19 protein-coding genes are annotated in these 23,255 nt (G+C 41.8%); 10 read left to right on the top strand and 9 right to left on the bottom strand.

The window, feature by feature from the left end:
- Nucleotides 1–13: 13 nt before the first annotated feature.
- The 3 genes from BKH46_RS05790 to BKH46_RS05780 form a co-directional block, all read right to left on the bottom strand.
- Nucleotides 14–766, bottom strand: a complete 753-nt coding sequence (locus tag BKH46_RS05790) for a class I SAM-dependent methyltransferase (protein WP_095225887.1) — start codon at nucleotides 764–766, stop codon at nucleotides 14–16.
- Between the two features lie 21 nt (nucleotides 767–787).
- Nucleotides 788–2,983 carry a TonB-dependent receptor gene (locus tag BKH46_RS05785; protein ID WP_095225886.1) on the bottom strand — a complete coding sequence of 732 codons (2,196 nt, stop codon included), beginning with the start codon at nucleotides 2,981–2,983 and terminating at the stop codon, nucleotides 788–790.
- Between the two features lie 156 nt (nucleotides 2,984–3,139).
- Complete coding sequence (locus BKH46_RS05780; RefSeq protein WP_095225885.1) at nucleotides 3,140–4,381, bottom strand: aromatic amino acid transport family protein; 1,242 nt, start codon at nucleotides 4,379–4,381, stop codon at nucleotides 3,140–3,142.
- Between the two features lie 221 nt (nucleotides 4,382–4,602).
- On the opposite strand from BKH46_RS05780, the gene BKH46_RS05775 reads away from it, so the two are divergent.
- Nucleotides 4,603–5,970 carry an L-serine ammonia-lyase gene (locus BKH46_RS05775; protein WP_095225884.1) on the top strand — a complete coding sequence of 456 codons (1,368 nt, stop codon included), beginning with the start codon at nucleotides 4,603–4,605 and terminating at the stop codon, nucleotides 5,968–5,970.
- Nucleotides 5,971–6,033: 63 nt separating this feature from the next.
- On the opposite strand, the gene BKH46_RS05770 is transcribed toward BKH46_RS05775, so the two are convergent.
- From BKH46_RS05770 to htpG, 4 genes are all read right to left on the bottom strand, one after another.
- On the bottom strand, nucleotides 6,034–6,987 hold the full coding sequence (locus tag BKH46_RS05770) for a catalase (protein ID WP_172402575.1): 954 nt from the start codon (nucleotides 6,985–6,987) through the stop codon (nucleotides 6,034–6,036).
- 109 nt (nucleotides 6,988–7,096) lie between these two features.
- Nucleotides 7,097–9,337: a TonB-dependent receptor gene (locus tag BKH46_RS05765; protein WP_095225882.1), complete on the bottom strand. Its 2,241-nt coding sequence runs from the start codon at nucleotides 9,335–9,337 to the stop codon at nucleotides 7,097–7,099.
- A 183-nt stretch (nucleotides 9,338–9,520) separates the two neighbouring features.
- Nucleotides 9,521–10,567, bottom strand: coding sequence for an asparaginase (locus BKH46_RS05760; RefSeq protein ID WP_095225881.1), 1,047 nt, complete (start codon nucleotides 10,565–10,567; stop codon nucleotides 9,521–9,523).
- 88 nt (nucleotides 10,568–10,655) lie between these two features.
- The gene (gene htpG / locus BKH46_RS05755) at nucleotides 10,656–12,518 is read right to left on the bottom strand and encodes a molecular chaperone HtpG (protein ID WP_095225880.1); all 1,863 of its coding nucleotides are present in this window, start codon (nucleotides 12,516–12,518) and stop codon (nucleotides 10,656–10,658) included.
- A gap of 294 nt (nucleotides 12,519–12,812) precedes the next feature.
- Between htpG and ureA the strand changes: the two genes are divergently transcribed.
- From ureA to BKH46_RS05710, 9 genes are all read left to right on the top strand, one after another.
- Entirely contained in the window at nucleotides 12,813–13,490 is a 678-nt protein-coding gene (gene ureA, locus BKH46_RS05750) for an urease subunit alpha (protein ID WP_095225879.1), read from the top strand.
- Between the two features lie 9 nt (nucleotides 13,491–13,499).
- Nucleotides 13,500–15,209 (top strand): urease subunit beta, encoded by a 1,710-nt coding sequence (ureB, locus tag BKH46_RS05745; protein ID WP_095225878.1) that lies wholly within the window; start codon nucleotides 13,500–13,502, stop codon nucleotides 15,207–15,209.
- A 53-nt stretch (nucleotides 15,210–15,262) separates the two neighbouring features.
- Entirely contained in the window at nucleotides 15,263–15,775 is a 513-nt protein-coding gene (locus tag BKH46_RS05740; protein ID WP_095225877.1) for an AmiS/UreI family transporter, read from the top strand.
- Between the two features lie 12 nt (nucleotides 15,776–15,787).
- The gene (gene ureE, locus BKH46_RS05735) at nucleotides 15,788–16,318 is read left to right on the top strand and encodes an urease accessory protein UreE (RefSeq protein ID WP_095225876.1); all 531 of its coding nucleotides are present in this window, start codon (nucleotides 15,788–15,790) and stop codon (nucleotides 16,316–16,318) included.
- Nucleotides 16,319–16,337: 19 nt separating this feature from the next.
- Entirely contained in the window at nucleotides 16,338–17,021 is a 684-nt protein-coding gene (locus BKH46_RS05730) for an urease accessory protein UreF (RefSeq protein WP_253248313.1), read from the top strand.
- A gap of 20 nt (nucleotides 17,022–17,041) precedes the next feature.
- On the top strand, nucleotides 17,042–17,641 hold the full coding sequence (gene ureG / locus BKH46_RS05725) for an urease accessory protein UreG (protein WP_095225875.1): 600 nt from the start codon (nucleotides 17,042–17,044) through the stop codon (nucleotides 17,639–17,641).
- Nucleotide 17,642: 1 nt separating this feature from the next.
- Complete coding sequence (locus BKH46_RS05720) at nucleotides 17,643–18,425, top strand: urease accessory protein UreD (RefSeq protein ID WP_095225874.1); 783 nt, start codon at nucleotides 17,643–17,645, stop codon at nucleotides 18,423–18,425.
- A gap of 268 nt (nucleotides 18,426–18,693) precedes the next feature.
- Entirely contained in the window at nucleotides 18,694–20,934 is a 2,241-nt protein-coding gene (gene metE, locus BKH46_RS05715; protein WP_095225873.1) for a 5-methyltetrahydropteroyltriglutamate--homocysteine S-methyltransferase, read from the top strand.
- Between the two features lie 30 nt (nucleotides 20,935–20,964).
- Nucleotides 20,965–21,861, top strand: a complete 897-nt coding sequence (locus BKH46_RS05710; protein WP_095225872.1) for a methylenetetrahydrofolate reductase — start codon at nucleotides 20,965–20,967, stop codon at nucleotides 21,859–21,861.
- 131 nt (nucleotides 21,862–21,992) lie between these two features.
- Here the strand turns inward: BKH46_RS05710 and BKH46_RS09485 are convergent, their stop codons facing one another.
- Together BKH46_RS09485 and hemE are read right to left on the bottom strand one after the other, a co-directional pair.
- Nucleotides 21,993–22,142, bottom strand: coding sequence for a hypothetical protein (locus BKH46_RS09485; RefSeq protein ID WP_172402574.1), 150 nt, complete (start codon nucleotides 22,140–22,142; stop codon nucleotides 21,993–21,995).
- 69 nt (nucleotides 22,143–22,211) lie between these two features.
- Nucleotides 22,212–23,234 carry a uroporphyrinogen decarboxylase gene (gene hemE / locus BKH46_RS05705; protein WP_095225871.1) on the bottom strand — a complete coding sequence of 341 codons (1,023 nt, stop codon included), beginning with the start codon at nucleotides 23,232–23,234 and terminating at the stop codon, nucleotides 22,212–22,214.
- Nucleotides 23,235–23,255 lie beyond the last annotated feature (21 nt).

The following is a 23,255-nucleotide window of genomic DNA, read 5'->3' as shown; positions in this document are numbered from 1 at the left end:
AAATGCCCTCAAGCTACTTCTGTGCTGCGATCAAAAACATCGGCGTTGAGGCAAACATCAGCTTTTCATCACAATCCCACACCTCTTGATAAAATTCCTTATCAAAGCCCAAAATCTCAAAACCAATCGATTCTAAAGCCTCAATATCCCAACCAGGGCGATGGATCTTACTCAATGGGAGGGATTTGGCGATTTCTTCCATCTTTTTAGCGTTAGGATAGCTCTGGGTCATATGATCTAAAATCCCTGCTTGAGCGACCTTTTCTCTGTCTTGCTCATAGCGCTCTTTATGTTTGGGATCAAAAAGATGTAAATACCAATTTGCATCAAAATTCAATAACCTACCACCCTTTTTTAGGACACGATACCACTCTTGATAAGCCCTGTAAGGGTCTTTGAGATTCCAAGTAAGATTTCTTGAAACAACCCAATCAAACACCCCATCTCCAAACTCTAAATTTTGCGCATCGCCTTGATAGAACGCAACCCGCGCACCTGCTTTTTGAGCATTTTCTTTAGCCCTTTCTAACATCTTAGGGGTATAATCCAGTGCGCTCACGCACGCACCGAGTTCAGAAAATATGATAGAAAATATCCCTGGCCCACAGCCAATATCAAGCAAATGGATATTTTCAAAGCCATTGGGTGCGTATTTCAAAAACACCTTTTGCCATTTTTGCTTTTTTTCACTCCCTAGCTCATCGAGATTGAGTTGTGCATAGCTCTGTGATCGATGGTTCCAATACCCTTGTATTTCTTCTAGCATTTCTGCTCCTTGTCATATCTTTTAAAATTTTGCACTTGCTTGGGCAAAAAATGACGCCCCTGCGACTTGATAATAGTCATAATACCGATTGTTGGTAAAGTTCAAGAAACTCACACTCACATCAAAGCCATTTTGGAGCACATAGCCCAACTTGGCGTTGAAATAAAGCTGATTGTCATAATAACCAAATGTGTGTTTGTAGATCTTGGTGTTGGTATCATCGCTATAAGAAGCTGATTGAAAATTCCCCGATAAAGAGCCATAAAATCCATACCTCGCCCCATAAAGCAAGGCTATATGTGCCATATGTTCAGGGGTATTGGGGATAAATTTCCCCTCTGTAGCAGGATTGGCAGTATTTTTAATGATTTTTGCACGCGTATAAGTGTAGCTTGTATTCAAGCTAAGATTAGAAGCCAAAGGCTGAATATACCCAAACTCAATACCATTGATCCGTCCGTGCCCTGCGTTTTTGTTTTGATAAGGATTTGCCTCTTTTCCCGCACCTGCACGATAGATCATATTATCAAGTTCTGTTTGGAAATAATACAACTTCAACAGCCCACCCCAAAAGGTATTGACATCACCACCCACATCAAAAGAAAAGCCCTGCTCTGGTTTTAAGTTGGGATTATTGAGCCATTTTTGCGTCGTTGTCGAAATCCTAAAAATCTCCCTAAGCGTAGGCACACGAAACGCACTCCCCATAGAAGCTTTAAATACAACAATATCTAAGAGATTATAATTGATAGAAGCCTTGGGCGAAAGACTATTTTGCGTGATATTTGCAACAGAATTTTTCTGAGAGCTTGATTGGGTATAGTTATCAAAATTCTGCCAATAATCATAACGCAATCCCAAAGTCGTGCTCAAACGACTTGTCCAATGGCTATCAAGCTGCACAAATCCTGCGGCCAAAAACGCCCTACCTCCAAAAGCCCCTTGCAAGCCCAAATCATATTTACGCACTTTCCAATCGCTCAAGCCATAATTGAGCTGGTCTAGCTGCATATATCGCCCTTGCAGCGCTGTAGTGAGGGTGTGGTTATCAAATGCTTTGGTATAGATAATATCCAGATAATTGCTCGAAGTATAAATATCTTGCGAATAGCCCTGCCCTCCTGCTAGGGTGGGTGCGGGATTGGCTGCATTTTGCGCATCCAACCAATAACTATAAAGATTCACACTCGATAAGCTCACTCTTAAATTTGATTCATCACTGAAAGTATGGGTATGATAGACTGAGGCGATATAATGTGTATAGCTCCCAATCCCCTCATAACCACTCCCGATAAATGGATTATAGCTGTCATTGCCATATACTGGGCGCCCTTGATTATCTCTGAGGTAAGTTTTAGGATCGACAAAATCATAATGATGGTTAGAGATCGAGCCCATCGCGCCTGTCGTGTCATTATCCCCCCAATCATATTCGACTTTTATCCTGCCATCATTTAAGACATATTCCCTCCGTCCTGTATCCCCTGCGATATAAGTGCCTGCTGGATCGATATGATAGCCTGTGATATTGGTGAGCTTATTAAAATCAGTCTGTGAGCCAAAAGCTGGGACACTCGGATACCCCCCTGAGCTTGTGAAGCCATAGCTAGCTTTCAAACGCAACCTTTTGTCAAAAAACGCATCTCCAAAGCTAGCATACCCACGCACCAAATTCATATCAGCTTGGCGCGACTTAAAAGCGTTTCCATAGCCCAAAAGCACCATACTTTCAAGCTTAGTAGGCATTTCTGTGATGAAATTCACCACCCCGCCAATCGCCCCTGTCCCATACAAACTCGAAAACGGCCCTCGCACGACCTCTACGCGTTTGATATCATACAAAGAGAGTTCATCAAGGATCCGATTCTCCCCCTCCAAATCACTCAATATCACCCCATCAAGCATAACAAGTGTCCCCCGACTGATACCTCGGATCGTGATTGCTGGGCGCGGATTGAGCCCTGCGTCATTGAGTATATGGATCCCCTCATAATTTTTGATAAAATCATTGACCTTTTGAGGACTGCGCTCTTTCATTTCTTTAGTAGTGATCACGCTGATATTGCCCGGGGCTTTATCTGTAGTCGTTTCCATGCGCGTTGCTGTTGTTACCTGTCTTTCGAGCATATAGTCTTTAGCCCCCTCGCCATAGCCCAGCCCCACCACTGCCCCCATCAAAACCACGCTCCAACTCCCCCATCTATGCAATGCCACCATATCAAACCCCCTTGTGTTATTTTTTATCAAAAAATATTATAGAACAACTCTGATTATACATAAGTGATTGACAAAACCATAACACTCCAAGCAGTTTTAAGATTATTTAACCATCACTTGCTTTTTGTGTATGCCCCACTCCAAAAATCCCAATGCCTAAAAGATACTATAAAGGGCAGCTGCGATTGTCAATAGACCAAAAATCAAGATAAAAAGATTTTCAAGGGGGTTTTTATATTTTTTGAGTGCATCAAAACGATAAATAGCATACAAAGGCATGATAAAAAGTATGAGCGCTAGCACAGGCCCTACGATTTGGTCGATAATATCTAAAATCTGTGGATTGGCATAAGCAACGAGCCAAGACACTAAAAATGTAAAAATAATCGTGATTTTCTTAGCCGTTTTCAGACTGATTTTATCTCTTGAGATTTTGAATAAAATCCGATTGAAGCCCTCTTGAGCGCCCAAATAATGCCCGAAAAATGACTTACCCATCGCCACAAATGCAATGAGTGGTGCTACATAGACCAAAATCGGTGCAATGGCCTTGACAATGGGGTTTTCAAACCTATCAGCAATATTAGCAAGCAAAGAAAGTATCGATATATTCTGCTCTTGTGCGTGGATAAAATCATCTTGATGTAAGCTCATCATAAAAGAAAAAACAAAAAACATCACGCTCACAATCATCAAAATATTGCTTGTAGCGATGATTTTAGAGCTTTTTTCATCGGCCTTTTTGCCATATTGACTTTTAGCATACACAGCCAAAGAAGAGATAATGGGCGAGTGATTGAAGGCAAAGACCATCACAGGGAGCATCAACCAAAGCTTTTTTGTATCTTCTTGCCACGAAAAGCTGATATTTTTAAACAACTCCAGATTCCACTCAGGGACTAAAGCAAGTGCAATCAACATCAAAACGATGATAAAAGGGAACACCAAAGTGCTCATCACCCGCACAATCATCTCTTGCCCAAAGCTCACAATCAAAACCAAAATCCCCACCAAAATAAACGCCAACAACAAACGATTTGGGGCTTGTAAGTGCATTTGATGGACAATAAAGCTATCAAGAGTGTTCGTAATCCCCACGCTATAAATAAGCAAAATAGGAAAAATCGCACAAAAATATAGCAAAGTGATCACAATCCCCCCTGCCTTGCCAAAAAACTCCTGCGCTACAATCGTAATATCATCAGAACGCATGGAAGAAGACAAAACAAAGCGACACAAAGCCCGATGTGCTAAAAAAGTAATCGGAAATGACAACACAATCATCATCACCAAAGGAACAAGCCCTCCCACACCCGTCTTAATAGGCAAGAACAAAACGCCCGCTCCAATTGCTGTCCCATACAAGCTCAGCACCCATAAAAAATCTCTTTTATTCATCAAAATCCTTCGTTGTTTGATTGTGTTACCTAAAGAATACTTATCTGCGAGATTATATACAAAATAATATTTTGAATCCGAAATATAAACTTAAAATATTTTAATGATGTAACAAAAAGAAACAAATAACCATTTTCTGAGGGAAGAAATAACACAATTAACATACTATTTTATTAAAAATTCATTATATAATTTACCCGATTGATTGAAAAGGAAGAAATATGAGCAATCTGAGTATTTTCAAAATTGGGGTTGGCCCCTCCTCCTCGCACACGATGGGACCTATGCTAGCAGGGAATTTATTCTGTCAAAAATTAATGCCCAAACTCGCAGAAATTACCAAAATAAAAATCTGTTTTTATGGGTCTTTGTCCCTCACAGGCAAGGGGCACTTAAGCGATAGGGCTATTATCTGGGGCTTGAGCGCTTTAGAAGCCAAAAATCTCGATACCTCCACACAAGAATCTGTCATCAACAAAGCCCTTAATGACAAAAAACTCTGCTTATGTGGCCAGAAAGATATTGACTTTGATTATGAAAATGACTTGATTTTTTCTAAGCAATTTTTGCTCCTACACGAAAATGGCTTGACACTCCAAGCACTCAATGCAAATGGAGAAGTGCTCGAGGAAGAAACTTATTATTCCATTGGCGGGGGATTTGTCAAGACCCAAAAAGAACTCCAAAAAATCAAAGAAACAGGGATTGAAGACCCCCAAGATACACATCTTGCTCTGAGTTTCAACCACGCTAAAGACATACTCGATTATTGCCACCAACAAGGCAAAAATCTGATCCAAGCCTCTCTTGCATATGAATTGCAATTCAATACATTAGAATATATCCAAAAATATTGCCTAGAAATCTGGGCAACAATGCAAGAAGCATACAACAATGGTATCCACCCCCAAGCTGATGTTTTGCCCGGCAAGCTCAAGCTCCATAGACGCGCCCCTGGGCTTGCAAGCAGATTACAGGCCACGACCGATCCATTGGGGATTATTGATTTTATCTCCCTTTATGCTATCGCAGTCGCTGAAGAAAATGCCAGTGGTGCGAAAGTCGTTACTGCACCTACAAACGGGGCTTGTGCGGTCAATCCTGCTGTCTTGTTGTATCTGAAAAATCACACCGTGGGCTTCAATGACCAAAAAGCAATCGATTATCTGTTAGTCGCAATGCTGATCGGCTCACTTTATAAGAAAAATGCAAGTATCTCTGGGGCTGAAGCAGGCTGTCAAGCTGAGATTGGTGTAGCGAGTTCGATGGCGGGGGCTGCTATGGCGTCTGTGCTGGGGGCTGATGCCTTTTGTGCGTCTAATGCAGCTGAAATCGCTATGGAACACCATTTGGGTCTGACTTGTGACCCTGTGGGGGGGCTTGTGCAGATACCGTGTATTGAGAGAAATGCCTTTGGCGCAATCAAAGCGATTATGGCAGCGCGTATGGCAATGAGTCGTAAAAGCACACCTAAGGTCACTTTAGATGAAGTGATTTTGACAATGTATAACACAGGCAAAGATATGAATCTCAAATACAAAGAAACTTCACTCGGAGGTCTAGCAACCACGCTCTCAAGTATCTGCTAGACCTTGCTTGAATCCGTGTCAGATTTTCTTTAATTTTAGAAAAAACGGGGGGGGGCTAGGGTCTTATTGGCGGCGTTGGTGTGTGATTGTATAGACTTGATTGCGGAATTCAAAAACAGGATCGATAGGGGCTTTGACCCCAAGAGGCAGCACTTTTGGCAAAAATACATCTCCCTCACACCCCTGCCCCTCAAACCGATCCAACACCAAAGTCCCCAAAAAGATTTTTCGATTATCACTCCCCCAAAACACGCTAATATCATCAATAACATCATCTGGTTTTGCTACGATTAGATACATATGATAACGCACACTGCCCTTTTTGAGATCTTCTTGGAATCGTTTTTCTAAAAAATTATCGCCACTTTTTTGGGCTTCTTGACTTGAACGCTCGATCACACCTGCTTGAGGAGCAAAGACTATTTTTGCATGCATCACACTGCCATCATTTTGTGTGATACCATAGACGTGCTGGGTATGAAATGCGACATTTGCTAAGCTCAAAGGCACGCCAAGACTGCGGCTATAATCCATAAAATGTTGCACACTTTTGTGCTGGTGTGCAAGCTCTTTTAGCTTATCTTTTTTGCTAGGATCAGCAGCCAAAGACAAAAACTCAAGAATCAACTCAGGCGTCTTCCCCGCATTGATTTGGGTATTTAACATCGCAAAATCCCACTCTTCTTTGCCATCAGTGATTTTAAGAGCTAGCCCATGGGGGTTTGTGCGATCGCTCACATATGGATTGCCCCCACCAATGGAATATCGAGCCAATACCTTGCTTTTAGCTTCAAGCAAAGGAATTTTGACAAACGATCGGATATCTTTTCTAGGTTCAAAATACCCACTAGCACAAAACCCTTTTGTGTGGTTGATCTTTTTGTGTGGTTGGTTCTTATCTCCAAATCTCTGGTAGAAAAAATCTGCTCCATCTGTGGGCGTGAGTGCCTCCTTTGCCCCAAGGCCTAAGGCCAAAACTCCTAGCAACGCCCATATATATGCGTATTTGATTCCCATCATATCCCTTCATGAGAGCAAGCCAATGCCCAAATCTGCTCTTCTATCATAACCAAAGAAAATAACAACGCACACAAATCCATCAAAAACACTACTCCAAAAGAGCGTGTTAGAAAAATTTGCTAGAAATTTGGACATAAAATGACGCCCCCATCGCCTTGTAATAATCATAATATTGCGCATTGGTGAAATTCAAAAAACTCAGTGAAAGCGAGGTTTTATTATGGAATTCATAGCCAACTTTAGCATCAAAAGTCACGCGCGGATCGATAGAACCAAAAGTATGGCTGGGAGCTTTGGTGTTTTTGATACTCGTATATGCCCCTGATTGCGTATTCATCTGCAATGAGCCAAAGACCCCCTCCCTATCATCGCCCCCATACAGCAAAGCCAAATGCCCCATATGCTTGGGAATATTAGCGATATAATGCCCATTGTAGCTAGGATTTGCCGTGCTATTGATGACTCTAGCATTGGTAAAGGTATAATTTGCCATCAAAGACAGCTGCCCATAAATTTTTTGATCCAACTCAAGCTCAACGCCATTGATCCGTTCATGCCCGCCATTGATATTCTGATAAGGATCGCTCTCCTGCCCTGCTCCTGTCTGATAGATAGCATTATACATTTCAGTCTGATAGTAATATGCCTTGAAAAGCCCTCCATACGGATTCCCCTGCTCAACACCAATATCAAACTCTAATCCATATTCTGGGGAGAGCAATGGATTACTGATCTGATAGCTCCCTGCCATTGAGTGTGCATACATCTCCCTTGTATTGGGCGCACGAAATGCCAAGCCTATAGAGCCCTTAAAAACCGTATATGTGAAAGGCTGATAATTGAGGGCAAACTTTGGTGATGGGAAAAATTTCTTAGTATCTGGCAAGGTCAGTTTATTGGGGTTTAGCGCGAGTGTATCTAAGGTTGTCATATCATAAGTCTGCCAATAATCAAGCCTCAAGCCAAGATTTGTGCTCAAAGTATCTGTCCATTTGCTTGTCAGCTGACTCCACGCTGCAATCGTCCAAGCATTGCTTTTATCCTGCCCATACATACCTGTATAAGTGTTCCAAAAATCACTCTGTGTCCAATTCCCAATATAATGCCGTTCATTAGACACACTCATCATTCTGCCTTGAAATCCCACCATCAAAGTCTGCTTATCAGAAAATTTATTTTGATAGACAATGTCTAAATAATTACTGCTCGCATTATTATCTAGCGACTTGCCCGGACCTCCAAAAATGCTCGCATTGCTCTTAGAACCATCTCCATCAGCAAAATGCGAGATCAAATCCACACTTGAAATTGTCGTAGTGAGGGAAGAATCATCATTGAAATAATGCTTATGCGAGATCGAGGCGATATAGTTTTGTTCAAAGCGAAACCCCGACCACCCAATCCCATAAAAAGGGCTATAAAACCCTGATGTTGAGCCATTTGTCTGCCCGCCATAAACAGGCTGGCCATTGCTTGTGCGTAAATTTGTCTTGACAGAATTTTGATTTTCATTGATAGTCGATAGATTGAAAGTCAAGCTCGTAGTATCTTTATCGCTCCAATCATATTCAGCCTTGATATGCGCATTGTTGGTTAAATACCCCGTTCTCCCCACATTACCCACAATATCGCCCTTCACAGGCGCCCTACCATCAAAAGTGATACCACTTGAAGAATTAAAGGTCTGTTTCATTGTCGCTGGCACGCGTGCATAGCCATCGCTTTTTGTAAAACCATAGCTTGCCTTGACCCGCAATCTTTTATCAAAAAACGCATCTCCAATGCTAAAATATCCGCGCGTCCTATTGGCCTCAGCACCCCCTCTTAAAATCTCATTGCCATACCCTAGCTCAGCATTGGATTCAAGCTGAGTAGGCATTGAGGTGATAAAATTAATCACCCCGCCAATCCCCCCTGTCCCATACAAACTCGAAAACGGCCCCCGCACCACCTCGATTTTTTCAATATCCATACTTGAAATAGACTGGATAATACGCATTTCCCCCTCTAAGTCATTTAAAATCACTCCATCAAGCATGACAAGTGTCCCATAAGGTATCCCGCGCATGAAAACATTAGGACGCCCATTATAGCCCGCATCTTTATCGACTTTCACCCCTGCCATCACACTCATCATATTGCTGAGTTGTTGGGAAGTCCTATCTTTGATTTCTTTATGATCCATCAGTGTAACATTTCCTGGTGCTTCTGAAATCATCGTAGGAGTTCTTGTAGAAGTTGTAACGATTTTATTGAGTTCATAATCCTTGCTCTCTTCTCCCATAGCCAACCCTCCACTCAAAACCACCAAAGCACCAAAAATAAAGCATTTTCTCCCTAAAACCATCACACTGCCTTCCTCAACATAAATTTATTACTATATATCATAAAGTAATATTGTAAGGTCATTTTATTCATAAAAACTTAATACTTTCTTAACACTAAATCTTAAGGGCAAGCACAATCCATCAAAGCTCCTCCCCCTAAAACCCATGACAAAATAAAGCCGATAATACAAATAAATCTAGGCTCAAGACCCTATAGTGAGTGTCTGCAGATATTGTTTGAAGCTATCTTTTCCCAAGCCATTACCCAAAATCGCCCATAAAAGAATCCTTGCTTTTCTCGCACTCAAATACCCTCCCATACACACCCCTCTAGCGATGAGATCTATCTCTGCGCCTTTGTAACCATAAGTATGATAGGCCGTAGGTCCATCTGTAGTGCGTGTGCATACAATAACAGGGATTTTTTGTATGACCTTATCAAGCAAATCACTAGCCCTCAAGCTGATATGCCCTGCTCCAAAACCACTGATCACTAAGCCATCACAATCCCTTTCTACCCACTCCAAAATACCCACATCGCCATCTAAAACCTGCTCCCATAAAAATACCTTTTTATTCAAATCATATGGAAAGGGCAAGACCATCTTAGGAGGTGGCGGGTAGAAATATACCACCTTACCCTCAGCAATCACCCCATAGCTTTTGCCATCAGAACAAAAGCTATCGACCATCAAGCTATGCGACTTCCGTGCCCATCTTGCTAAATGGATTGTATCGTTCATCACCACCATCACCCCTCTATGGGCGCTATGAGGACTCAAGGCGCAAAGAATCGCACTGCGTAAATTACGCAATCCATCTGCGCCAATCTCTTCAGGAGCTCGCATTGCACCTGTAATTATCAGGGGCTCTGGCAGATCCCAAAATAAATCACACAAAAAAGCACTTTCTTCCAAAGTATCTGTGCCTTGCGTGAATATCACGCCACTAGCACCTTGCTTGACTTGCTCTTTTGCCCATTGCAAGGCTTCTATCAACATCTCAAAGCTCAAATACCCACTAGGCAGGCTAAAAAGGCTCTTTGCTTCAATCTGTGCTAAGCCTTTTATATCGGGCAATACGTTGATTAAATCCTCTGCAGATAGCTTGGGAGTGATCCCTTGGGCTTTTTGGCTTGGGGTCATAGAAATCGTCCCACCCAAAGAAGCGATTGATATTTTTGGATCCATCTGTGTCCTTTTGTGTGTCTTTTGTGGTTGGGCTATGATTTTGCCATCATTTTTATCCATTTATCCATCAAACCACTAAAACCACCTCAACAAGCCCCACCTCTCATCACAACCCCTTTGGGGGCAAGGGAGTGAGGGGAGTGAGGGATCAGAGAGTTTTTAAAATTGTTTGGTTGAGTCTATGGGCAAAGTCTTTTGCATCTTCTATCGTGCCAGATTCTAAGAGCTTAGCAGAAGCATAGAGCAAATGTGCTGTATTGCTGATAAGCTCCTTGTCTTCTTTGTCTTTGAGTTGTTCTAAAATTGGGTGAGTCGAGTTGAGTTCCATGGTCTTTTTAGCAATTGGAGGCTCTTGTCCCATCTGGCGCATTAGATTTGCCATCATCGCATTTTGCTCATCACCCACAAGGGCTACAGGCGAATCCAAAGACGCCGACAATACCACATCTTTGACCTGATCGCCTAAAGCTTCTTTAAAAGTGGCTATGAGCTTTTCAAAGGATTTTTGCACCTCTTGGCTCACTGAATCTTCGCCTAGCTCTTTTAGTGTTTCTGCAGCGCTAGCGTCTTTAAGAGGTAGCTTGTCATACTCGCCCACACTAGGGATAACAAAGCCATCAACTTCATCGCTCATGAGCAAGACTTCATAGCCCTTTTTAGCGTATTTTTCTAGCACAGGAGAGGCTTTGAGAAGTTCTAAATTTTCCCCTATCATATAATAAATGCTTTTTTGGTCTGTAGGCATATTTTCTTTATAAGTTTTCAAAGAAATGCTTTGGCTGTGCTTGGAAGTAGGGAATCGCAAGAGGTTCAAAAGTCTTTCTTTGTTTTCATAATCGCCATAAAGCCCCTCTTTGAGCACTTTGCCAAATTGGGTATAAAACTTCTGATAAGCCCCATCATCTTGGGCGATACTCTCAATCTCAGAAAGTATCTTTTTGACAGAGGCTGCGCGGATATTTGCTAGCACTTTATTTTGCTGCAAAATCTCCCGACTCACATTTAAAGGCAAATCTTCACTATCAATCACCCCACGCACAAACCGCAAGTATTGGGGCAATAGCTCTTTGTCATCATCTGTGATAAACACCCGCTTGACATAGAGTTTTACCCCCGATTTGTAATCAACACGATAGAGATCAAAAGGCGCAACACTCGGGATAAAAAACAAAGTCGTATACTCCAAAGTCCCCTCGACTTTTGTATGCACCCATCGCATTGGCTCGGTATTATCGTGTGCAAAGCTTTTATAAAACTCTTTATAATCCTCATCCTTGAGTTCATTTTTACTCATTTTCCAAATCGCTTTGGCATTATTGATTTGTTCGACCTTATCCTCTTTGATCTCCTTTTTCTCCTCGCCCTCGCCCTCAAACTTGCTCTGGGTATAGCTCAGATAAATGGGAAATGGAATATGTTCAGAATATTTTTTGACAATATTTTCTATCTCCCAACGACTCGCAAAATTCGCGTCTTCATCTTTGAGATATAGTGTGATTTGTGTCCCTTGAGAGTCTTTGAGGCACTCAGAGATTTCATACTCCCCTTTCCCATCACTCACCCAAGTGTGCGCTTGTTTTTCTCCTGCCTTTTTGGTCTGGACAACAACCTTATCTGCAACCATAAAAGCTGAATAAAATCCCACACCAAACTGCCCGATGAGCGCAGAATCCTTTTTCTTATCCCCACTCAAAGAAGACAAAAAGCTCTTTGTCCCTGACTTCGCAATTGTCCCAAGATGAGAAATCAGCTCTTCTTGAGTCATACCAATACCATTGTCCTGGATTGTGAGAGTCTTTTTCTTTTCATCAAAGCTCAAATCAATGCGGGGCTGGAATTGCAAATCTTTGAGTTTGCTATCTGTCAAAGCAAGATAATTCAGCTTGTCAAGGGCATCAGAAGCATTAGAAATCAATTCACGCAAAAATATTTCTTTATTAGAATAAAGCGAGTGGATCATCAAATCAAGTAGTTGATTGATCTCAGTCTGGAAAGTATGCTTTTTACTCATAAATAACTCCTTTGATTTTAGTTTTGGCAATTATACCACACAAATGATAAATTATACAAATACTTATATGAAATATATAAATATTATTTAGTCTATATCTATAAATCTTTATGAGCTACTTGATGTATAACTCAGCGATGGATTGTATGTTACTTTTGCTCCCATCAGCACTCAATGCCCTCAAAAAAATATCAATATTCTGTCAAGTCTTTAACAACTATTAACGAAAGAGTTTTAAAATCAACACCGATCTAGCAAGAAAGCTACTTCAGAAAATTCACACAAGGAGAAAAAATGAAACTCAACCCAAAAGAGTTAGACAAGCTGATGCTCCATTACGCTGGAGAACTAGCTAAAAAGCGTAAGGCAAAAGGGATCAAACTCAACTATGTCGAAGCAATCGCTTTGATCAGTAGTGAGATTATGGAGCTCGCACGAGAAGGCAAAAAGAGCGTGGCTGACTTGATGCAAGAGGGCAAAAAGATCCTCAAAGCAGATGATGTGATGGATGGCGTCGCAGCGATGATCCATGAAGTGGGCGTAGAAGTGGGCTTCCCTGATGGCACAAAGCTTGTCACAATCCACACTCCCATCGAAGACAATGGCAAACTCACTCCAGGTGAATTGATCCTCAAAAATGAAGACATTGAAATCAATCAAGGCAAACAAGCCATTGAAATCAAAGTTACCAACAAAGGAGATAGAGCAATCCAAGTCGGATCCCATTTCCATTTCTTTGAAACCAACAAATTACTAGAATTTGACAGAGAAAAAGCTTATGGAAGACGATTGGATATCCCCTCTGGCACTTCAGTCAGATTCGAACCTGGCGAAACAAAGACAATCGCCCTCATCGAAATCGGTGGCAGCAAGCGAGTGTTTGGATTCAACAACTTAGCCGATGCTCAAGTCAATCAAGACAACAAGCATATAGCAATGCAAAACGCTAAAGCCAAGGGCTTTTCTAAATAAGGAGTTACAATGACAAAAATATCAAGAAAACAATATGCTTCAATGTTTGGTCCAACCGTAGGAGATAAGGTGCGTTTGGCCGATACTGAATTATTTGCAGAAATCGAAAAAGACTACACTATCTATGGTGAAGAACTGAAATTTGGTGGGGGGAAAACTCTCCGTGATGGTATGGCACAAAGTGTCAGCTCTGATACAAGGGAGCTTGATCTTGTTATCACAAATGCAATGATTATCGATTATAACGGCATTTACAAAGCCGATATTGGTATCAAAGATGGCAAAATCGCAGGGATTGGCAAAGCAGGCAACAAAGATATGCAAGATGGCGTGTGCGGCAATATGGCAGTAGGTGCAGGGACAGAAGCACTCGCTGGTGAGGGTATGATCGTGACTGCAGGTGGGATTGATACCCATATCCACTTCATCTCTCCCCAACAAATCCCTACAGCGCTATACAGCGGTATCACTACAATGATAGGTGGGGGAACAGGCCCTGCTGATGGGACAAACGCAACAACTTGCACCCCTGGTAGATGGAATCTCAAAGAAATGATCCGCGCTGCTGAAGAATACACTATGAATCTCGGATTTTTTGGCAAGGGCAATAGTTCTAATGAAAATGCTCTAGCTGAGCAAGTCAAAGCCGGTGCTTTAGGGCTTAAGATCCACGAAGATTGGGGCGCTACACCATCAGTCATCAACCACGCTTTAAATGTAGCAGAAGCTTATGATGTCCAAGTCGCTATCCATACAGATACACTCAATGAAGCAGGCTGTGTCGAAGACACAATCAAGGCAATTGCAGGGCGCACAATCCATACATTTCACACCGAAGGTGCTGGTGGGGGACACGCTCCTGATATTATCAAAATCGCTGGTGAGCCCAATATCCTCCCTGCTTCTACCAATCCTACGATTCCTTTTACCAAAAATACAGCCGATGAGCATTTAGATATGCTGATGGTTTGCCACCATTTGGATAAAAAAATCAAAGAAGATGTGGCTTTTGCTGATTCACGCATTCGACCTGAAACAATTGCTGCTGAAGACACACTCCACGATATGGGAATATTCTCTATCACAAGCTCAGACTCTCAAGCAATGGGGCGCGTAGGCGAGGTGATTACAAGGACTTGGCAAACTGCTGATAAAAACAAAAAAGAATTCGGACGCCTCAAAGAAGAAAAAGGCGATAATGACAACTTCAGAATCAAGCGCTATGTCGCTAAATACACTATCAATCCTGCTATCGCACACGGTATTTCAGAATATGTCGGGAGCGTTGAAGTAGGGAAATATGCTGATCTTGTACTTTGGAATCCTGCGTTTTTTGGTATCAAGCCAGAGATGATTATCAAATGCGGTATGATAGCAGGAGCAAGAATGGGCGATGCCAATGCCTCTATCCCTACTCCAGAGCCTGTTATCTATCGTGAAATGTTTGCCCACCACGGCAAGGCAAAGTTTGATACCAATATCACTTTTGTTTCTCAAGCAGCCTATGCAGATGGTATCAAAGAAAAATTAGGGCTCGATCGGATTGTTTTGCCAGTGAAAAACTGCCGCAATATCACCAAAAAAGATATGAAAAATAACGATGTTACTGCCCATATCGAGGTCAATCCAGAAACCTATGAAGTCAAGGTCGGAGGCAAAAAAATCTCCTCCAAACCAGCAGATAAGCTCAGCTTAGCGCAGCTTTATAATCTGTTCTGATACAAATCCCTCTTTGATTTAGAGGGGAGAATACAAATAAAAAGGATCAATAAATGTTGGGATTAGTATTAATGTATGTGGCCATTGTTTTGATGAATAATGGTCTTTGCCGTTTGATGAAAACTGATGGCAAAAGCACGGCTGTTATGAATGTATTTGCTGGTTTGCTCTCTGTAGTTGCCAATGTGATTGTGATTGTACACGGAGATTTTGAAAACAGTATCACTGACCTATATGCTGCTGCTACAGGCTTGCTATTTGGTTTCACCTATCTATTTGTCGCAGTCAATAATATCTGGAATCTCGATTGGCGACCTTATGGCTGGTATAGCCTATTTGTTGCTATCAATGCGATCCCTGCAGCCTATCTCAGCTACCAATCAGGCACTCAAGAGGGCTTTTGGTTTGCTGTGATTTGGATTTTGTGGGGTATTTTGTGGCTTACAGGTTGGATTGAAACAGTTTTGAAAAAAGAATTGCCTTGGGTGCCTTACCTTGCGATATTTGAGGGTATTTTCACTGCGTGGATACCTGCGTGGCTCATCATCACAAATATTTGGTATTGATGGAGAGTGTGTATGCCTATAGAGATACTCAAGGGGAATCTTAGCGATAGAGATGTATCCAAACTTTGGGTTGATTATATCGATCTGCAATGGTATGATACAAGAAAGAAAATCGCTAGATGGAAAACTCGCAGTGGCGAAGAAATCGCAATGCGACTTATCCAAGCTCCAAAAATGGGGCTCTCTCAAGGCGATATCCTCTTTGAAGAAGGCAACAAGGTCATTGCTATTAATATCTTGCCCACAGAAGTGTTATGCGCTTATGCGTGTAGCACTTCAGAAGTGGCAAAGATTTGCTATGAAATTGGCAATCGCCATATGGCACTTTTTTTTGGCTCTAATGAATTTGAATTTCAGACACCATTTGAAAAGCCCATCAAAGTCTTGCTAGATAAATTGGGTATCAAAAATGCTGTCTTAAGTTCAAGGCTGGATTCTTCTAAACGCATTTCAGTGAGTATGGCACACACAGAGCCAAATTTCAAAATCCAAGAAAGCCCCAATCTTAAAATTGCTATCCGTGGGGAAAGTGGGGAAAAATAAAGCGAAAATGGAGAAAAACTTGAAAACCAATAAAGATTTTTTGCTGCTACAAATCAATGACGCACTCTTCCCCATAGGCAGCTATACGCACTCCTTTGGATTAGAGAGCTATATCCAAATGCGCCGTGTCTATCATCAAGCAAGTGCTTTAGAATACCTCCGTGCCAATCTCCAAACGCAATTTCTCTATACAGAGCTTTTAAGCCTCAAACTCGCTTACTCCTATGCAAAAGAGCAGGATTTACAGAAAATACTTGAGCTCGAAGAGCTTGTCTGCATTGCAAGCTCGCCCATGGAACTGCGTCTTGCAAACCAAAAGCTAGGCAATCGATTTTTAAAAACCATCAAACTCCTCTCTTTAGCTCCCAAAGAAATGTTCCATCAATACCTCCAAAGCACCCTTGTCCCCACGCACGCAACTGCTTATGGGGTCTTTTGCGCGTGTATGGAACTAGATTTAAATGCAAGCATACAGCACTATCTGTATGCCCAAAGCTCTAATATGGTCACCAATTGTGTCAAAACAATCCCTCTCTCTCAAAACGATGGTCAAAAGATACTTTTAGCGCTCCAAGATACATTTGAAACAATCCTCCAAAAGCTCTCCACGCTCACTCTAGAACATCTGTGTGCCTCCAGTATCCATAATGACATCAAAGCAATGCAGCACGAAAGTCTGTATTCAAGACTCTATATGTCTTAATCTCAAACTAAAGGATCAAAATGGTAAAAATTGGTGTATGTGGCCCTGTAGGCAGTGGTAAAACAGCCCTGATTGAGGCTCTCACAAGACTCATGTCCCAAGACTATAGTATGGGTGTCATCACAAATGATATCTATACCAAAGAAGATGCAGAATTCATGAGTAAAAACTCGATCATGCCAAAAGAAAGGATTATAGGCGTAGAAACAGGCGGGTGTCCGCATACTGCTATCCGTGAAGATGCCTCGATGAACCTAGAAGCTGTTGAAGAAATGCACACAAGATTCCCCGATATTGAAATCATGCTCATTGAAAGTGGCGGGGATAATCTCGCAGCGACCTTTAGTCCGGAATTAGCTGATTTTACTATCTTTGTGATTGATGTTGCTGAGGGCGATAAAATCCCCCGAAAAGGCGGGCCTGGTATCACAAGATCTGATCTCTTATTGATCAACAAAATTGACCTTGCTCCTTATGTGGGCGCTGATTTGGGCGTGATGGAGCGGGACGCTAAAAAAATGCGCGGGGAAAAGCCCTTTATTTTTACAAATATCCGAACAAAAGAAGGACTCAAAGAAGTCATTGCTTGGATCAAAAGAAACGCCCTTTTAGAGGACTAAAATGACAAACTACGCCCAAGAGAGCAAATTAACCCTTAAGACCAAAATAGGGCAAAATGGCAAATGTATCATTGAAGATAGCTTTTTCACGCCCCCACTCAAGCTGATGGCACCCTTTTATGACACAGACAATAAAGCTGAGATTATGCTAATTTCTGTGAGTGCAGGAATGATGGAGGGCGATAGGCAAGAGCTAGACTTGCATATTGGCAAAGACTGCCAAGTCAGGCTCACCTCGCAGAGTTTTGAAAAAATCCACGACACGCAAAATGGCTTTGCCTCAAGAAACACGCAAATCACCCTTGATACAAATGCTTACTTTGATTTCTCTCCTCTGCCGATTATCCCTTTTAGAAATTCCCATTTCAAGGGAGCGACCACTATTTGTATGCATAAAACCTCTCAGTTACTCTATGGAGAGATTATCTGTGCGGGCAGGATCAGCAGAGAAGAGATTTTTGCGTTCGATCACTTCGCAACAACGCTCAAAATCTATCAAGACAATAAGCCCATATTTTTTGATAATACGATTTTAGACCCCAAAGAGAGCGATTTATCCAATATGTGTATGTTTGATGGCTATACCCATTACCTCAACCTCATCATCATCGCCCCACATATTTCTTTAGAATCACTCAAAGAAATGATAACATCTTTTGGGCTTAATGGCGGAGTCAGTGCGATCTCTGGAGGTGGATTGTGCTTAAAGGCTCTATCTAATGGCTCTGAAGCACTCATTAAATTGCGAGAAAAAATCTCAACCCTCCCAATACTCTCTGATTAAAAAGACAGATTTTAAAGGCACAAGTGCATACAGAGCAGATACAGACTTGATTGATGGGAGTAGATTATATTTTATTTTAAGAGTTACTTTTTGTATCATTTTTACTGAAATATCCTATTTATCGGTATTTTAGATAGTCAAGATAAGTTTTCTTTTTAGCCAAAAAAGAAATGATAGTCTGTATCTCTATAAAAATTTTCGATAATTTATCAAAACACAATATGTATATGATAATATTCCTAAATCAAAACCATACAAAGGAAAAATAATGAGCATTATTATAGGATTCCCAAGAATCGGCGAGCACAGAGAGCTCAAAAAGGCATTGGAGAGCTATTGGTCTAAGCAATCCACACAATCAGAGCTTCAAAACACAGCCCTTGAGCTACGCACCAAACATTGGGGCTATCAAAAAGACCTTGATTGTGTGAGTGTCAATGACTTCAGTCTTTATGACAATATGCTAGACCTTGCCTATGCCCTTGGTGCTATCCCTGAGAGATTCAGACAATACAAAGGCTTGGAACTATATTTTGGTATGGCAAGAGGTCTTAAAGATAGCGTGGCTTGTGAAATGACTAAATGGTTCAACACCAACTACCACTATGTAGTCCCTGAGCTAAGCAAAACAGATACCTATAAAATCGATGCGAGCAAAATCGAGAGCGAATATGCGCAAGCCAAGTCACTAGGATTCAAGCCCAAAATCAATCTGATTGGGCTTTTTACTTTCGCTGCCCTCTCAAAAATCACAGACAATGCGAGCTTTGAAGAAATCTTTGCAAAACTGCAAGTTGCCTACTTTGAACTACTTGACACACTCAAAAAGCTTGATACCCAGCCTCTAATCCAATTTGAAGAGCCGATTTTTTGCAAAGGCAAAGATGAACGATTCTATGGCAAAATCAAAGATGTCTATAACCAAATCGCTGCTAAGGGCTTCAAAACCATCGTGACTACCTACTTTGAACACAGCACTGAAGCCACTGAAATCCTATGCCAAACCAATATCGATGGGCTGGGGCTAGATTTTGTGTATGGAGAAAAAAACTTCTCTTCACTCAACACAATAGCCAAAAGTGGCAAAACTCTCTATGCAGGGCTGATTGATGGGCGCAATATCTGGGTGGCAGACTTGAGCAAAAAGCTAGAAACTTTAGAGAAAATCGCTCAGACACTACCCAAGGACAAAATCATACCAAGCACGAGCTGTTCGCTCTTACACACACCTTTTAGCAAGGATTCTGAAGTCAAAATGGATAAAGAAATCCTCTCTTGGCTGAGCTTTGCGAGAGAAAAAATCGATGAACTCAAGCTCTTAGAAGCTGCATTTAAAGGCAAATTGAACGCGGCCGAGCAGCAAAAATGGGAAGAAAATATCGCCACCAATGCCAACAGAAAAACCTCTGATAAAATCAATGACAAAGCCACTCAAGACCGCTTCAAGCAACCTCTCAAAACCCAAAGGGATAGCACATTTAAAGAGAGAATCAAGCTCCAACACAAAACCCTTGGCTATCCCATCTTGCCAACAACTACAATCGGCTCTTTCCCTCAAACGCCCGAACTTCGCGCACTCCGCTTGCGTTTCAAAAAGGGTGAAATCGATACCAACACTTATGAAAAAGGTATCCAAGACTATATCAAAGACTGCGTTGCCTTCCAAGAAGAAGTGGGGCTAGATGTGCTTGTGCACGGCGAACCTGAGCGCAATGATATGGTCGAGTATTTTGGCGAGCAACTCAAAGGCTTTGTTTTCAGTCAAAATGGCTGGGTCCAAAGCTATGGCAGCCGCTGCGTGAAGCCTCCTATTATCTTTGGTGATGTGAGCCGCCCTAAGCCCATGACACTCAAATGGATCACCTATGCCCAAAGCCTGACTTCAAAAATTCTCAAAGGTATGCTCACAGGCCCTGTGACTATCTTGAATTGGTCTTTTGTGCGCGATGATCTCCCTAGAAGTGAAGTATGCAAACAAATTGCTCTTGGTATCTCTGATGAAATCGATGACCTCCAAAAAGCAGGGATTCATGTGATCCAAGTCGATGAGGCTGCGTTCAAAGAGGGCTATCCCTTGCGTCAAGAAAATATCAAAGATTATGAAAAATGGGCTTTGTGCTGCTTTAAGATCTCTACAAGCCTAGCAGCCTCCACAACGCAAATCCATACCCATATGTGCTATAGTGAATTCAATGATATTATTAAAACTATCGAAGATATGGACGCTGATGTGATCAGTATCGAAACAGCCCGAAGCGGGAATGAACTACTCAAGATTTTTGCTAAAGTGGGCTATTCTAACGAAGTTGGGCCAGGCGTGTATGATATCCATAGCCCAAGAGTCCCTAGCAAAGAAGAAATCAAAGCACAAATCAAGCGATTACTCGAAGTCCTCCCTAAAGAGCAGCTTTGGATCAACCCTGATTGTGGTCTGAAAACCCGAAAATGGGAAGAGGTAAAACCTAGCTTGAAAAACCTCGTAGAAGCCACTAAAGAAATCAGAGGCTAGCAAGTTGCTTGCATAGGAAAAGAAACAGAAATGATTGAAAGATGTGTGCAGAAGCTTTTAAATGCTGATTTTCTAAGCTATGAAATCTCTCCCCCAAAAGCCCCATCTATCGGAGAGGGATTGCTTAAAGAATTGCAAGGGTGGGATCAGTTTGATGCGCTTGTATGCACAGATGCTCCATTAGCAAAATTCAAGCAATCTGCCATACTCACAAGCCTCAAACTCCAAAACGCACTCCAAAAGCCCGTTATTTGCACGCTCAATATGAGAGATCGCAACACAATCGCACTCCAAGGCGACATACTCGGGGCTAATGAACTAGATATCCGATTATTTTTGACCCTTACAGGCGATCCCATCAAGCTAGGCGATCGCCCTAGCGCTAAAGGCGTCTTTGAGGGCAATAGTCTATTGCTCGCTGAACTGATCCATAGTTTCAACCAAAACAAAGACCTCGATGGATACCCTATCAAAGGGCAAATAAAGCCCATCTATCCTTTTGGAGTTATCAATTCTTATTCCAACAATCCCTTGAGTCTTAAAAACAAAATGCGCCGCAAAATCGCCTCAGGAATGCTCGCGCTATTCACCCAACCTGTCTATGACACAGAAGTTGCTAAGCTGATTTTGCAATGGTGCGCAGAAATCAATCAAGAGCTTGGAAGCCACGCACAAGTCGTATTTGGATATTTCCCTATCCTCAGATACAAAACAGCGCATTTCCTCTACTCCAAACTCCCGGGCGTTTTTGTCCCTAAAATATGGCTTGATGAGCTAGAAAAAGCCCAAAAACTCGGCGAAAAAGAAGAAGAAAAAGTGGGCTTTGCCTTGAGTCAAAAACTCTTTGAAGACATTAAAAATATCCATAACAAAATCCATTTCATGAATTCTAATAAAATCGCACTTGCCAAACAAATCCTCCAATAACCCATAACAACCCATCTAGCAAGCAATCTATCCAAATACTATTTGAGGTTTCTTGATGGTAAATGGCAGATGGTAAATGCGTGCAAAATATCAAAATATCAGAATATCAAGCCATCTTTTAATTGAAAGCCTTATTGTCTGGGGATCCAAATGGTTTGTTCAGAAATCTTGCGGGCTTTTGCATAGCTTGAATCTTTTAAATCCAGCGCTGTTGTAGAATGTGTGCTCGCACACCCACTCAAGAAGTAGATACCTAAAACACTTGTTACTAAAGTTTTCATTGTTTATCCTTTATCTTTGATTGTTACAATGATAAAGGATAGTGATTAATAATTATTAAATGATAATTATTATCTCCTAGATTTCTCTCGCACCATCTGCACCAATGCCCTAGCGTGCTCTCTAGGCAAATCAGGGAGCATTCCATGCCCTAGATTGAAGATATGCCCTGCTTTTTTACCCATCACAGATAAAATCCTATCCACGCCCTCTTCCATGGCTTGCATATCATAAAGTCTTGCAGGCTCTAAATTGCCCTGTAAGACATACTTACTCCCCAAATGATATTGTGCACTCTCTATGGGCGTGCTCCAATCCACGCCAAAAACATCAAACTCCCCATCGATCCGATCCAAATAGCCCGCAATCCCTTTAGGAAAGAGCATTACAGGGGTATGGGGAAAATTCTTTTTGATATATGCAGCAATTTCCTTCATATATTTCCAGCTAAACTCTAAATACGCCTCTCTCTCTAATGCCCCTGCCCACGAGTCAAACACCATCACAGCATCTGCCCCTGCCTTGATTTGCAAAGACAAATACCCCTTGAGCTCTTCGGTGAGTTTTTGGAGCACACTCTTTAAAAGCTCGGGATTGCTATAGAGCATTTTTTTGCTATAGGTATAAGTCTTGCTCCCCGCACCTTCAATCATATAAGTCGCCAAAGTCCAAGGAGAACCACAAAATCCTATCAAAGCCTTATCTTGAGGGAGTTTAGAACGCGTCATAGAAAGCGTATCATAGACATATGTGAGATGTTTATACGCATCTTTTTTGAGTTCGAGGGCGTCTTTTGAAGTGCGAATTGTTCGCTTGAATTGTGGCCCCTCCCCGCTGATAAATTCCAAAGGAAGCCCCATCTCTAAAGGCACAACCAATATATCGCTAAAAATAATGGCCGCATCCACATCTAAAATATCCACAGGTTGGAGCGTTACCTCAGTAGCAAGCTTGGAGTCAAAACACAGATCCAAAAAGCTCCCTGCCTTTTTTCTCACTGCTTGATACTCGCTCAGATACCGCCCTGCCTGCCTCATCAACCAAATCGGAGTATAAGGGGTTTCTTCTCTCTTGCACGCATCGATAAAAATCATAACAATCCTTCAGATAAAAAT

It is taken from the genome of Helicobacter sp. 12S02634-8 (genome assembly GCF_002272865.1).
GTDB lineage: Bacteria > Campylobacterota > Campylobacteria > Campylobacterales > Helicobacteraceae > Helicobacter_J.
This window is presented reverse-complemented; position numbering and strand designations above follow the sequence as displayed.